This window comes from Streptomyces sp. P3 (genome assembly GCF_003032475.1).
In the GTDB taxonomy this organism is placed as follows: Bacteria; Actinomycetota; Actinomycetes; order Streptomycetales; family Streptomycetaceae; genus Streptomyces.
In genome coordinates, this window is the sequence record NZ_CP028369.1 from 2,652,114 (window position 1) to 2,665,303 (window position 13,190).

General features: G+C 74.1%; 11 protein-coding genes. 8 read left to right on the top strand and 3 right to left on the bottom strand.

What is annotated here, in order from left to right; translation table 11 throughout:
- Positions 1 to 3: 3 nt before the first annotated feature.
- From C6376_RS11965 to C6376_RS11990, 6 genes are all read left to right on the top strand, one after another.
- The gene (locus C6376_RS11965; RefSeq protein WP_107443394.1) at positions 4 to 1,851 is read left to right on the top strand and encodes a biotin carboxylase N-terminal domain-containing protein; all 1,848 of its coding nucleotides are present in this window, start codon (positions 4 to 6) and stop codon (positions 1,849 to 1,851) included.
- Between the two features lie 71 nt (positions 1,852 to 1,922).
- The gene (locus C6376_RS11970; RefSeq protein WP_107443395.1) at positions 1,923 to 3,053 is read left to right on the top strand and encodes an acyl-CoA dehydrogenase family protein; all 1,131 of its coding nucleotides are present in this window, start codon (positions 1,923 to 1,925) and stop codon (positions 3,051 to 3,053) included.
- Between the two features lie 74 nt (positions 3,054 to 3,127).
- The gene (locus C6376_RS11975) at positions 3,128 to 4,696 is read left to right on the top strand and encodes a 4-coumarate--CoA ligase family protein (RefSeq protein WP_107443396.1); all 1,569 of its coding nucleotides are present in this window, start codon (positions 3,128 to 3,130) and stop codon (positions 4,694 to 4,696) included.
- Positions 4,693 to 5,442, top strand: coding sequence for an enoyl-CoA hydratase family protein (locus C6376_RS11980; protein ID WP_107443397.1), 750 nt, complete (start codon positions 4,693 to 4,695; stop codon positions 5,440 to 5,442). The genes C6376_RS11975 and C6376_RS11980 overlap by 4 nt, the downstream gene beginning before the upstream one ends.
- On the top strand, positions 5,430 to 6,038 hold the full coding sequence (locus C6376_RS11985) for a TetR/AcrR family transcriptional regulator (RefSeq protein ID WP_107443398.1): 609 nt from the start codon (positions 5,430 to 5,432) through the stop codon (positions 6,036 to 6,038). Before C6376_RS11980 ends, C6376_RS11985 begins: the two co-directional genes overlap by 13 nt.
- 34 nt (positions 6,039 to 6,072) lie before the next feature.
- Entirely contained in the window at positions 6,073 to 6,621 is a 549-nt protein-coding gene (locus C6376_RS11990) for a hypothetical protein (RefSeq protein ID WP_107443399.1), read from the top strand.
- Between the two features lie 141 nt (positions 6,622 to 6,762).
- On the opposite strand, the gene pdxH is transcribed toward C6376_RS11990, so the two are convergent.
- Positions 6,763 to 7,392: a pyridoxamine 5'-phosphate oxidase gene (gene pdxH / locus C6376_RS11995; RefSeq protein ID WP_173985883.1), complete on the bottom strand. Its 630-nt coding sequence runs from the start codon at positions 7,390 to 7,392 to the stop codon at positions 6,763 to 6,765.
- Between the two features lie 337 nt (positions 7,393 to 7,729).
- On the opposite strand from pdxH, the gene C6376_RS12000 reads away from it, so the two are divergent.
- Positions 7,730 to 8,830 carry a citrate synthase 2 gene (locus C6376_RS12000; protein ID WP_107443400.1) on the top strand — a complete coding sequence of 367 codons (1,101 nt, stop codon included), beginning with the start codon at positions 7,730 to 7,732 and terminating at the stop codon, positions 8,828 to 8,830.
- Positions 8,831 to 8,879: 49 nt separating this feature from the next.
- Here C6376_RS12000 and C6376_RS12005 read toward each other — a convergent pair whose 3' ends face one another.
- Positions 8,880 to 9,923, bottom strand: coding sequence for an isopenicillin N synthase family oxygenase (locus C6376_RS12005; RefSeq protein ID WP_254075913.1), 1,044 nt, complete (start codon positions 9,921 to 9,923; stop codon positions 8,880 to 8,882).
- 809 nt (positions 9,924 to 10,732) lie between these two features.
- Between C6376_RS12005 and C6376_RS12010 the strand changes: the two genes are divergently transcribed.
- Positions 10,733 to 12,226 carry a PAS domain-containing protein gene (locus C6376_RS12010; protein ID WP_107443402.1) on the top strand — a complete coding sequence of 498 codons (1,494 nt, stop codon included), beginning with the start codon at positions 10,733 to 10,735 and terminating at the stop codon, positions 12,224 to 12,226.
- A gap of 41 nt (positions 12,227 to 12,267) precedes the next feature.
- Here C6376_RS12010 and C6376_RS12015 read toward each other — a convergent pair whose 3' ends face one another.
- Positions 12,268 to 13,014 (bottom strand): SIS domain-containing protein, encoded by a 747-nt coding sequence (locus C6376_RS12015; protein WP_107443403.1) that lies wholly within the window; start codon positions 13,012 to 13,014, stop codon positions 12,268 to 12,270.
- Positions 13,015 to 13,190: the final 176 nt, after the last annotated feature.

Consider the following 13,190-nt stretch of genomic DNA (forward strand, 5'->3'; position numbering starts at 1 on the left):
CTCATGATTACTTCCGTTCTGGTGGCCAACCGCGGCGAGATCGCCTGCCGCGTCTTCCGCACCTGCCGCGAGGCGGGCGTGCGCACCGTCGCCGTCCACTCGGACGCCGACGCAGGAGCGCTCCACACGCGCGTGGCCGACACGGCCGTACGGTTGCCCGGCAGCTCGCCCGTGGACACCTATCTGCGCGCCGACCTGATGGTGAAGGCCGCCGTCGCCGCGGGCGCGGACGCCGTGCACCCCGGCTACGGCTTCCTGTCCGAGAACGCCGACTTCGCGCGCGCCGTCCTGGACGCGGGCCTCGTCTGGATCGGGCCGCCGCCCGAGGCGATCGAGGCGATGGCCTCCAAGACCCGCGCCAAACAGCTGATGGGCCTCACCACCCCGGCCGCGGACGAGGTGACGGAGGCCGACCTGCCCGTGCTGGTGAAGGCGGCCGCGGGCGGCGGCGGGCGCGGCATGCGCGTGGTGCGCCGTCTGGCGGAGCTGGGCCCCGCGCTGGAGGGCGCGCGCGCCGAAGCCGCGAGCGCCTTCGGCGACGGCGAGGTGTTCGTCGAGCCGTACGTCGAGAACGGCCGCCATGTCGAGGTGCAGATCCTCGCCGACACGCACGGCACGGTGTGGGCGCTCGGCACCCGCGACTGCTCGCTGCAGCGGCGCCACCAGAAGGTGATCGAGGAGGCGCCGGCGCCGGGCCTGCCCGAGCCCCTGGCGGAGGAACTGCGCGCGCTCGCCGTGCGCGCCGCGCGGGCCGTCTCCTACGTGGGAGCCGGCACCGTCGAGTTCCTCGTCGCGGACGGCCGCCCGCACTTCCTGGAGATGAACACCCGCCTCCAGGTCGAACACCCCGTCACGGAGGCCGTCTTCGGGCTCGACCTGGTGGCCGAGCAGATCCGGGTCGCGGAGGGCGCCGCCCTCGCCCCCGAGCCGCCGCCCGCGCGCGGTCACGCCGTCGAGGCCCGCCTCTACGCCGAGGACCCGGCGGCCGACTGGACCCCGCAGACCGGCGTCCTGCACCGGCTGTCCGTTCCCGAGGGCGTCAGGCTGGACACCGGCTACGGCGACGGCGACGACATCGGCGTCCACTACGACCCGATGCTCGCCAAGGCCGTCGCCCACGCCCCCACGCGCGCGGAGGCGATCCGCAGGCTCGCGGGCGCCCTGGAACGCACGGTCCTGCACGGGCCGGTCACCAACCGCGACCTGCTGGTCCGCTCCCTGCGGCACCCGGAGTTCACGTCCGCCCGCATGGACACCGGCTTCTACGGCCGGCACCTCGGCGACCTGACGGCCCCGGCGGCCGACCCGTACGCCCCGCTGGCCGCCGCCCTCGCCGACGCCCGCACCCGCTCACCGTTCGGCGGCTGGCGCAACGTGCCGTCGCAGCCCCAGACGAAGCGGTACGCGGTGGGCGGCGAGGAGGTCGAGGTGGCGTACACACACGGCCGGTCCGGGCTCATGGCCGAGGGCGTCCACGTCGTCCACGCGACCGAGTCCCTGGTCGTCCTGGAGTCCGACGGCTTGCGCCGTCGCTACGAGATCGCCCGCTACGGCGACCGGGTCCACGTCAACGGTGAGACCCTCACGGCCCTCCCGCGCTTCCCGGCCCCGCAGGCCCAGCACGCCCCCGGCTCCCTCCTGGCACCGATGCCCGGCACGGTCGTCAAGCTCGCGCCCGGTCTCGTCACCGGATCGAGTGTCGAAGCGGGTGAACCACTGGTGTGGCTCGAAGCGATGAAGATGCAACACGTCATCTCCGCCCCGGCGACGGGGACGGTGACGGCGGTCCGGGTGACGGAAGGACAGCAGGTCCAGGTGGGCGCCCTGCTGGCCGTAGTGCAGGACGCCTAGCCCCGGTCATGGCCGGGGGCGCGGGGAACCGCGCGACCGGCCACGACGAACCCGCAGCCAGAGGAGCCACAGTGACGACCCTGATCGAATCCGACGAGCACCAGGCACTCCGCGCGGCGGTGGCCTCCTTCGCCAAGGCCCACACCGACACCGCGGACCTCTGGCAGGCCGCCGCCAAGCTCGGCTACATCGGCGTCAACCTCCCGGAGGCCTACGGAGGCGGAGGCGGCGGCATCACCGAACTCTCCCTCGTCCTCGAGGAGATGGGCGCCGCGGGCAACCCGCTCCTCATGATGATCGTCTCTCCGGCGATCTGCGGCACGGTCATCGCCCGCTTCGGCACCGAGGCCCAGAAACAGGCGTGGCTCCCCGCCCTGGCCGACGGCAGCCGGCTCATGGCGTTCGGCATCACGGAACCCGACGCCGGCTCCAACAGCCACCGCATCACCACCACCGCCCGCCGCGACCCGGCGAGCGGCGACTGGCTGCTGACCGGCCGCAAGGTCTTCGTCTCCGGCGTGGACATCGCCGACGCGACCCTGATCGTCGGCCGCACCGAGGACGCCCGCACCGGCCGCCTCAAGCCCTGCCTGTTCATCGTCCCGCGCGACGCGCCCGGTTTCACCCGCCGCCGGATCGACATGGAACTGAACAGCGCGGAAAAGCAGTTCGAGCTCGTCCTGGACGATGTGCGGCTCCCGGCGCAGGCCCTCGTCGGCGAGGAGGACGCCGGCCTGCTCCAGCTCTTCGCCGGACTCAACCCCGAACGCATCATGACGGCCGCCTTCGCGATCGGCATGGGCCGCCACGCGCTCTCCCAAGCCGTCGGCTACGCGCGCGAACGCACCGTCTGGGACACCCCCATCGGTGCCCACCAGGCCATCGCGCACCCCCTCGCGCAGGCCCACATCGACCTCGAACTGGCCCGCCTGATGATGCAGAAGGCGGCCCTCCTGTACGACGCGGGCGACGACGCGGGCGCGGGCGAGGCCGCCAACATGGCCAAGTACGCGGCGGGCGAGGCCTGCGTGAAGGCGGTCGACCAGGCCGTGCACACCCTCGGCGGCAACGGCCTCACGCGCGAGTTCGGCCTCGCCCGGTTGATAACGGCCTCCCGCGTGGCTCGTATCGCCCCGGTGAGCCGGGAGATGATTCTCAACTACGTCTCCCACCAGACCCTGGGCCTGCCCAGGTCGTACTGAACCGGCTCGACGGCCGCACCGGCCCGAAGCGCCCGAACCGGCACACCGACGTGCCCGGGGCCCGAGGAGGAACCATGTTCCGCAGCGAGTACGCAGACGTCCCGCCCATAGAACTCCCCATCCATGACGTCGTGCTGGGCCGTGCCGCCGAGTTCGGGGAGCTGCCCGCCCTCGTCGACGGCACGGACGGCACCACCCTCACGTACGACCAGCTGGACCGCTTCCACCGGCGGGTCGCCGCGGCCCTCGCCGAGGCCGGGGTCGCCAAGGGCGACGTGCTGGCCCTGCACAGCCCCAACACCGTCGCGTTCCCGATCGCCTTCTACGCGGCCACGCGCGCGGGCGCCACCGTCACCACGGTGCATCCGCTCGCCACCGCCGAGGAGTTCGCCAAGCAGCTCGACGACTCGGCCGCCCGCTGGATCGTCACCGTCTCCCCGCTGCTGCAGACGGCCCGGCGGGCCGCCGAACTCGCGGGCGGCGTCCAGGAGATCTTCGTCTGCGACACCGCCCCCGGCCACCGCTCGCTGGTCGACATGCTCGGCTCGGCGGCCCCCGAACCGCAGGTCGCCATCGACCCGGTGGCCGACGTCGCGGCCCTGCCGTACTCCTCCGGCACCACCGGCGTCCCCAAGGGCGTCATGCTCACCCACCGGCAGATCGCCACCAACCTCGCCCAGCTCGAACCGGCGATCTCCGCGGGCCCCGGCGACCGCATCCTCGCCGTGCTGCCCTTCTTCCACATCTACGGCCTCACCGCCCTGATGAACGCCCCGTTGAGGAGGGGCGCCACGGTCGTCGTCCTGCCCCGCTTCGACCTCGAGACGTTCCTCGCCGCCATCCAGAAGCACCGCATCACCGGCCTGTACGTGGCGCCGCCCATCGTCCTCGCCCTCGCCAAGCACCCGGCGGTCGCCGCCTACGACCTGACGTCGCTGAAGTACGTGATCAGCGCGGCCGCACCGCTGGACGCCGCTCTCGCCGCGGCCTGCGCCGAGCGCCTGGACCTCCCGCCCGTGGGCCAGGCCTACGGCATGACGGAACTGTCGCCCGGCACCCACGTCGTCCCCCTGTCCGCCATGCGCGAGGCGCCCGGGGGCACCGTCGGACGGCTCATCGCCGGCACCGAGATGCGGATCGTCTCCCTCGACGATCCCGGCAAGGATCTCGGCGTCGGCGAGGCCGGCGAGATCCTCATCCGGGGGCCGCAGGTCATGAAGGGCTATCTGGGCCGTCCCGACGCCACCGCCGACATGATCGACGACGCCGGCTGGCTGCACACCGGCGACGTCGGGCGGGTCGACGAGGGCGGCTGGCTGTTCGTCGTCGACCGCGTCAAGGAACTCATCAAGTACAAGGGCTTCCAGGTGGCCCCGGCCGAACTCGAGGCGCTGCTGCTCACCCACCCGCAGATCGCGGACGCGGCCGTCATCGGCGTCTACGACGACGACGGCAACGAGGTCCCGCACGCCTTCGTGGTCCGCAGGCCCACCGCCCCCGAACTCGCCGCGGGGGAGGTCGCGATGTACGTCGCCGAACGGGTCGCCCCCTACAAACGCGTCCGCCACGTCACCTTCGTCGACGCCGTACCCAGAGCCGCCTCGGGCAAGATCCTCCGCCGCCGGCTGCGGGAGCGCGCATGACGACGGCCACGGCGCCCCTCATCGGACGCACCCGCACGCGGGGCGTCGAGACGCTCAGCCTCGACGCTCCCGCCACCCGCAACGCCCTCTCCTCGGCGCTCGTCGGAGCCCTCGCCGTCGCCCTCGCGGACTGCGCCGAGGACCCCGGCGTCCGCGCGGTCGTCCTCACCCACACCGGCGGCGCCTTCTGCGCCGGCGCCGACCTGCGCGACCCACCGCACCCGGACGCGTTCGTCGGCCTGCTGCGCCGGATCGTCGCCCTGCCCAAGCCGGTCGTCGCCCGCGTCGCAGGGCACGTCCGGGCCGGCGGGCTCGGCCTGCTCGCCGCCTGCGACGTCACGGCCGCCTCCACCGCGTCGACCTTCGCGTTCACGGAGGTACGGATCGGCGTGGCGCCGGCGGTGATCTCCCTGCCGCTGCTCCCGCGCACCGACCCGCGCGCCCTCGCCCGCTACTACCTCACCGGCGAGCGCTTCGACGCCCCCGAGGCCGCCCGGATCGGCCTGCTGACCGCGGCCGGCGACGACGTCGACGCCGTCCTCGATCCCGTCCTCGCGGGGCTCCGCAGATCCGCCCCGCAGAGCCTGGCCGAGACGAAACGGCTGCTCACGGCTAAGGTGCTGGAGGCATTCGACCGGGATGCCGCCGACCTCACCGCACTCTCGGCCCGGTTGTTCTCCACCGCCGAGGCCCGCGAGGGGATGACGGCCTTCCTCGAACGACGGGATCCCGCATGGGCGCTGTGAGCGCGGTGGACCGCGACCGTGCCCCCAAACAGGACCGCAGCCGGGCCACCCGGCAGCGGCTGCTGGAGGCCGCCGTGGCCTGCCTCGGCGAGCACGGCTGGGCGGGCTCCACGGTCTCCGTCGTCGCCGAACGCGCGGGCGTCTCCCGCGGTGCCGCCCAGCACCACTTCCCCACCCGCGAGGACCTGTTCACCGCGGCCGTCGAGTACGTCGCCGAGGAACGCTCGACCGCGTTGCGCGCGTTGTTCCCGCAGGGCGCGGCCGGCGACCGGCGCGCGGTCGTCCGCGCCCTCGTCGACCTCTACACCGGCCCGCTCTTCCGGGCCGCCCTGCACCTGTGGGTGGCCGCCTCCGACGAGGAGCAGCTGCGCCCGCGGGTCACCGAGCTGGAAGCCCGGGTGGGCCGCGAGACCCACCGCATAGCCGTGGAACTCCTCGACGCCGACGAGTCCGTGCCCGGCGTCCGCGAGAGGGTCCAGGGCCTCCTCGACATGGCCCGCGGCCTCGGCCTCGCCAACCTGCTCACCGACGACGGGCCGCGCCGCGAGCGCGTGGTGGCGCAGTGGGCGGCACTGCTGGACGACGCGCTCGGCTGAGGGCGGTGTCGGTGCCGGGCCCTACGGTGTCGGCATGGGTGACACGTTCCAGACGGTCGTCGACCGCGACGCCGCACCGCGGGGCGCGCCGCGACTCGCGCGGTCCGTGGTGGACCGGTGGGTGGCCGAGGGCATCGTGCTCGCCGACGTGCAACCGGGCGTGGGCCTCAGCGACCTGCAGGGCCATCCGCCCGGACCGCACTGGCACAAGGCCGTCGACGACGCCCGCCGGGGCGCCCCGGAAGGCGTCGTCGTGCACACCGAGCGGCACGTCTTCCACAGCACCTTCCACGGCCGCGACCCGTCGACGAGCTGCCCGCGCTGTGCGGCGGTCGCCGAGGACTCGCTGCTGCTGTCGGAGGCGGTCGCGCGACGGCACCGGACCGGCGAGGCCGACATCCCCTGCCACGCCTGCGGCGAGACCTCCCCGCTGCCCTCCTGGCACTGGTCGGACGACCACCTGGCCTTCGGCCACCTCGGCTTCGAGTTCTGGAACTGGCCCTCGCTCAGCGAGGAGTTCCGCGCCCGGACCGCGGAGTCGCTGCCCGGGCACCGCACCGCGTTCCTCGCGGGCAGGATCTGAGCAGCCCGTCCAGGCAGCCCGCGCCAGTGACCGGTGGTCCGGCGGCGCGTCCCTGCGGCCGTCCGGCAGTCCGTCCGAGCGGCCAGCCCCAGAGGCCGTCCGGCAGTCCGTCCGAGGGGCCGACGGGCGGGCCGCGCCCGCTCAGGGGCTGAGCCGCTCCACCCGCCAGCTGCCGTCCGGCTCCGCCACGTACCGCAGGCGGTCGTGCAGGCGGTTCAGACGGCCCTGCCAGAACTCCACGGACTGCGGCGCCACCCGGAAACCGCCCCAGTGCGGCGGCACCGGCACCTGCTCGCCCTCCGGGTAGCGGGCCGCCAGCTCGGCGTAGGAGGCGTCGAGACCGTCGCGCGAGGCGATCACCGAGGACTGGGCGCTGGCCCACGCGCCGAGCTGGGAGCCGTGCGGCCGGGTGCGGAAGTACGCCGCCGTCTCGTCGCGCCCGGTGCGCCGCGCCACGCCCCGCACGATGACCTGCCGGGCCATCGGATGCCATGGGAAGAGCAGCGAGACGTGCGGGTTCCCGGCCAGGTCGCGGGCCTTGAGGGAGTCGTAGTTGGTGTAGAAGACGAAGCCCTGCTCGTCGAACTGCTTCAGCAGCACCGTGCGGGAGCTGGGCCGGCCCTCGGCGTCCGCGGTGGAGACGACCATGGCGTTCGGCTCGAAGAGGTGGGCCTCCACGGCCGCGTCCTTGAACCAGCGGGCGAACTGCTCCACGGGCGTCGCGGCCAGCTGGGCCTCGGCGAGTCCCTCGACCCGGTACTGCTTGCGCATGGCGGCGGGGTCGAGCGCGGGACCGGGACCGGCACTGAGGCCCGGTCCGGGGGAGGCGGCGTCTGCGTCGGTCACACGGCCATCCTGCCGTATGGCACGCCGAGGCGGACGACCCGCCCAGGCAGGCGCAGAATGGCACTGAGTGCCGCTAGCACTCCCCAAAGGTGGCACTCGCGGATAGGGTGAGATGCCACCCCGGTCGGGTGACCGCCGGCCCTACGGGGCATCACTGGGGAGAGCGCCAGGACCGCGAGTCCCCGCATGTCGACCGGTTCGACGCGCACCGGACCGCGGATCCGCCGGCGCCATCCGTCGCACACTCACGAGGAGCCGCCTGATGTCCGACTTCGTACCCGGACTCGAGGGAGTCGTCGCGTTCGAGACGGAGATCGCCGAACCCGACAAGGAGGGCGGCGCCCTGCGGTACCGGGGCGTCGACATCGAGGACCTGGTCGGCCATGTCTCCTTCGGCAACGTCTGGGGCCTGCTCGTGGACGGCGCCTTCAACCCCGGCCTGCCGCCCGCCGAGCCGTTCCCGATCCCCGTCCACTCCGGTGACATCCGCGTCGACGTCCAGTCCGCGCTCGCCATGCTCGCGCCCGTCTGGGGCCTCAAGCCCCTGCTCGACATCGACGCCGAGCAGGCCCGCGAGGACCTCGCCCGCGCCGCCGTCATGGCCCTCTCCTACGTCGCCCAGTCGGCGCGCGGCCAGGGCACGCCCATGGTTCCCCAGCGGGAGATCGACAAGGCCCGCTCCGTCGTCGAGCGGTTCATGATCCGCTGGCGCGGCGAGCCCGACCCCAAGCACGTGAAGGCGGTCGACGCCTACTGGACGTCCGCGGCCGAGCACGGCATGAACGCGTCCACCTTCACCGCCCGGGTGATCGCCTCGACCGGCGCCGACGTCGCCGCCGCGCTCTCCGGCGCCGTGGGCGCCATGTCCGGCCCGCTGCACGGCGGCGCCCCCTCCCGCGTCCTCGGCATGATCGAGGAGATCGAGCGCACCGGGGACGCCGACGCCTACGTCAGGCAGGCCCTCGACAGGGGCGAACGCCTGATGGGCTTCGGCCACCGTGTCTACCGCGCCGAGGACCCCCGCGCGCGGGTGCTGCGCCGCACCGCCCGCGAGCTCGGCGCGCCCCGGTTCGAGATCGCCGAAGCCCTGGAGAAGGCCGCCCTCGCCGAGCTGCACGCCCGCCGCCCGGACCGGGTCCTCGCGACGAACGTCGAGTTCTGGGCGGCCATCGTGCTGGACTTCGCCGAGGTCCCGGCGCACATGTTCACGTCCATGTTCACCTGCGCCCGCACGGCCGGCTGGTCGGCGCACATCCTGGAGCAGAAGCGCACCGGCCGCCTGGTCCGTCCGTCGGCCCGCTACATCGGCCCCGGCTCCCGCGACCCCCGGGAGATCGAGGGTTACGGCGACATCGCGAACTGAGCCGGGCCGGGCCGCGCGCCCTGCCGCGCCGTGCGGGCCGGGCCGGTGATCACGCGGGGCTGAGCAGCTCCGCGTGATGCCGCTCGGCCACCAGCGGGTGGGCGCGCAGCTTGCCCTTCAGCTCGTTGAAGCCGTACTCGGCGAAGAGCGGGTTGGCGGGGTCGTCGGTCACCCCGGGCGCGGCGGAGGCGTGCGGGAAGGGCAGCGGCTCGACGCGGGCGTCCAGGCGCGGGTTGTAGAAGAACGGCACGGAGTACCGCTCCACCGCGCTCGGCGGCGACACCACCCGGTGGTTGGTGGCCAGGAGGTACCCGTTCGTCGCCACCTCCAGAAGCTCTCCGAGGTTCACCACGAAGGCCCCGTCCAGCGGCGGAACGTCATGGAAGCGGCCGTCCTCCCGTTGCACCTGGAGCCCGCCGACCCGGTCCTGGAGGAGCAGCGTCAGGAATCCGTAGTCCTTGTGGGCCCCCACTCCCTGTCCGGCCCCGTCCCCCGCGCTCCCGGGGTACCGCACGAGCTTCAGGTGCGGATGGGCCCGCTCCCCGAAGACCGGGTCGTAGAAGTCCGCGGGCGCCCCGATGGCGGCGAGCAGCTCGTGCAGCAGCTTTTCGGCGACGGCGCCGAGCCGCTCGATCCAGGCGAGTGCTGCCGTGCGCAGCGAGGGCAGACCGCCGGGCCACTGGTTGGGCCCTTGCAGCCACCAGTACGCGGGTTCGTCCGGTCCCGGTGTCCGCGCGGGTCGCTCCGCCCCGATGTCGAGCTGGTCCCGCCAGTCCTGCCGGCCGCCGGTCCGCTCGTCGCCGGTCCGCGTGTATCCGCGGAAGTGCGGCGAGTTCACGTTGTCGATCGCGAGCCGCTCGCCCTCGGGCAGGGCGAAGAAGGCCCGCATGGCGGTCAGCAGATCCTCGGTCTCGCGCCGGCCGACCCCGTGGCCGACCAGCTGGAAGAAGCCCACGTCGTGCGCGGCGCCGTGCAGCTGCGCGTGCAGCAGAGCCCGCGCCCGGGGTCCGCGGTCGGCGGCCGAGAGATCGATGATCGGCAGTTGTCGGTAGGACGGTTCGGGCTGGTCGGCGCGGTGCGGGAGAGGGGTCACGCTCGTCATGGTGCGTCCGTGGGTGTACGGGGCCCGCGGCCGGCGTGGGGTGGGCCGGCCCATGGGTGCCAGGTGGGCAGAGACGGGGAGAGGCAGAACCGCGAGAACGCGGAGAAACGCGGAGAAACGCGGGAACACGGAGAAACGCGGGTGGCGGTGAGAACCGCGAGGGGGCCGGAAGGCTCAGAAGGAGCGTCGACAGCCCATGCTCGTGACGCGGACGTAGTCCACGTGGCGGCGTCGTACGAGCGAAAGCATGGCGCCAGAGTACTGCGCGACGGGAAATCCGTGCGTGGTGTGGATCACACGCCGAAGGAATCACGGGAACGGGGGCGCAGGCCCCGGCCCGCTCCGAACGGGGTCACGGAGCGCGAACGCAGGCGACCCGCGAGTCTGGTCCTCTCCGAGGAGGGGCCGGCCGGACGTACCGGCGACTCGCGGGTCGGGTGACTGCGTGGGTCTGGCCGGCTGCGTGCATCGCCCACACGCGGGTCCGGCGCCGAACCGAGTACGACGACGGGCTGCTAGCCCGCAGTCACCTCTTCCGTCCGGTATCCATACATCTGCCGAACCACCTCCTTTCCGAAGTGCAGCCACTCTAAGAAGCCCGCCCGGCCGGCTCAACCTTTTTTCCGGGACGGCGACGACGGGACCGGTCCGGAGGGCGGAATGGGCGGGCCCGGGGCCCCTGCCCCGAGGTGGCCGGTCGGCGGCGGGACGATTCCCCGGCAATCTTGCGGGAATCATATGTGGGCTGCGTCACGTTCCAGTTGAATGGGGGTAAGTGAGCGAACCTGCAGGGGGTCCAGGTGAGTGCTTCCCGGCGTAGTGGGACCACCGACGAGCTGGGGCCGGACGAGCCCGAGCAGCCCGGGCGGGCGAAAGACGACGGCCCGACGGCCCCGGACGGCACGGCGGCGGCCGCTCCGGTCGGCCCGGACGGCGCCGACCTGCTCGCCGCGCTGCTGGACGGCATGGACGCGGCGCTTTGCGCCTTCGACGGCGAAGGGGTCGTCACCCACTGGAACCGCGAGGCCGAACGCATCCTCGGCTGGAGCGCCGCCGAGGCCGTCGGCCGGCACGGGTTCGCCGGCTGGGCCGTGCGCGAGGCCGACGCCGCCGACATCGAGGGCCGTCTGATGTCCGCCATGCACGCGCCGGGCCGCCAGGTGCACGAGTTCGCGCTGGTGACGAAGGACGGCGGCCGGGTCCTCGTGCGCACCCAGTCCGCCGCCGTGCACGGCCCCGACGGCAAGGCCGCCGGACTGTACTGCGCCTTCAGCGAGGTGCACGCCCAGATCGACCTGGAACGCTCCATCGCCCTCAGCGAGGCCCTCTTCGAGGACGCCTCCTGGGGCGTCGTCCTGATCGACGCCGACCTGCGCCCCGCCGTCGTCAACGCGCACGCCGCCCGCGCGCTCGGCGCCGGCCGCACCGCGGTCCTGGGCCGCCCGCTAGGCGAACTCCTCACCCGGGGCGCGGAGGAACTGGAGAACGCGCTGACGCACGTCCTCGCCGAAGGCGCCCCGCCCGCGCCCGCCGAGCTGTGGGTCGCGGTGCGCACCCCGGACGGCGAGAAACGGCGCTGCTGGCGCAGCGGCTTCCTCCGGCTGGCCTCGCCGCTCGCCGAGGAGCCGGTGCCGCTCGGGGTGGGCTGGATCTTCCAGGACGTCACGGAGGCCAAGCAGGGCGAGCAGGAGGCCTCGCTGCTGCGTTTCCGCGCCAACCAGCTGCACCGGGCGGCCCGCGCGGCCGCCGAGTGCGAGGACCCCGCCGAGGCGGCCACCGTCCATCTCGACTTCGCGCTGGCCGGGTTCGCCGACCATGCGCTGGTGGACCGGCTGATGGGCGGTGCGTCCGCCGACCCGGAGGCCGCCGGGCGGCTGCGGCTGATGCGGGTCGCGGCCACCCCGACGGGCGGCCCCGGCCCCAGCGTGCTCACCGGGCACGCCGGCCTGCCGCTGCGCTACGCCGAGGGCCACCCGGCGCTGCAGTGCGTCGCCCGGGCCGCTTCGGTGCGGGCCGGCGCGGGTTCGGCGGCGGCCGACGAGGTGCGGGAGTGGGCCCGGGCCCGACAGTGGCCGGAGGGCACGGTGCACGCCCTGTGCGCGGTGCTGCGCAGCCGTGGCCGCACCCTGGGCGTCGTGACGTTCCTGCGCGGCGCCGGCCGGTCCGCGTTCGAGCGCTCCGACGCGACGTACGCCGAGGACGTCGCCGGCCGGATGGCGGCGGCCCTGGACCTGGCGGACCTGGCCGCCGGCGCGGCCGAGGCGGCGGGCCGGGGCGACACCGCCGGCGACTGAGCCCCGCGCGTGAGCAGCCGTGGGGGCGTCCGCGGGGCTCGTCAGCGGCCGTAGAAGATCCGGTCCCGGTACCGCTCCATGATCCGGGCGTTCCAGTCGAGGCCGCCGTCGACGTTGCCGGAACGCAGCAACGGCGGCTCGATGCCCCGCTCCGCGAGGGCGCCGGCCGCGGTGGCCATGACGGCCTGCAGGAGCGCCGAGGTGACGACGGTGGAGGCGGGGGCGAAGGGCGCGGGAACGGTGTCCAGGGTGAGCTCGGAGTCGCCGACCGCGATCTTCGAGTCCAGGACGACGTCGCAGTGGTCCTTCAGGAACGTCCCGGAGGCGTTCCGCGACCCCGTCTGCGAGGCGTAGGCGACCGACGTCACGCCGATGACCTTCACCCCCAGGACGCGGGCCCTGCGGGCCATCTCCACCGGCAGCGCGTTGCGGCCGGACAGCGAGACGACGACGAGGGCGTCGCCCGCGCGGAGGGACGAGGTGTCCAGCGCGGCGCTCGCGAGGCCGTCGACCCGCTCCAGGGCGGAGCCGAGCGGGCCGGCCGCGACCTCGACACCGGGCACCGCGAGGAGGTTCATCAGGGCGAGGCCGCCGGCGCGGTAGACGATGTCCTGGGCGGCCAGCGACGAGTGGCCGGCGCCGAAGGCGAAGAGCCGGCCGCCGGCGGCCACGGTGTCGGCGAGCAGCGTGCCGGCCGCCTCGACTGCGTCGGCCTCCTCGTCGCGGACCCGCTGCAGCAGGGTGATCGCGGCGTCGAAGAACTGGGCGGCGAGCTTGTGGTCGCTCATCCGAGGGGCCCCTTTGCCGTGTCGGTGTCCGGGTGGGTGTCCGTGCCGCGGATCACGGTGCGGTCTGGACCAGTGCGGTGTCAATACGGCGGGTGACGGCGGGTGGACGGCGCCGACGGGTGACGGCGGCCGGCGGGGGCGGCGCCCGGCTCTCTCCGGTGTGCGCGTCCAGGGGC

Coding starts and splice junctions, on each gene's coding strand:
- C6376_RS11965 (WP_107443394.1), top strand. CDS start 4: ATGATTACTTCCGTTCTGGTGGCCAACCGCGGCGAGATCGCCTGCCGC.
- C6376_RS11975 (WP_107443396.1), top strand. CDS start 3,128: ATGTTCCGCAGCGAGTACGCAGACGTCCCGCCCATAGAACTCCCCATC.
- C6376_RS11980 (WP_107443397.1), top strand. CDS start 4,693: ATGACGACGGCCACGGCGCCCCTCATCGGACGCACCCGCACGCGGGGC.
- C6376_RS11985 (WP_107443398.1), top strand. CDS start 5,430: ATGGGCGCTGTGAGCGCGGTGGACCGCGACCGTGCCCCCAAACAGGAC.
- C6376_RS11990 (WP_107443399.1), top strand. CDS start 6,073: ATGGGTGACACGTTCCAGACGGTCGTCGACCGCGACGCCGCACCGCGG.
- pdxH (WP_173985883.1), bottom strand. CDS start 7,392: ATGCGCAAGCAGTACCGGGTCGAGGGACTCGCCGAGGCCCAGCTGGCC.
- C6376_RS12000 (WP_107443400.1), top strand. CDS start 7,730: ATGTCCGACTTCGTACCCGGACTCGAGGGAGTCGTCGCGTTCGAGACG.
- C6376_RS12015 (WP_107443403.1), bottom strand. CDS start 13,014: ATGAGCGACCACAAGCTCGCCGCCCAGTTCTTCGACGCCGCGATCACC.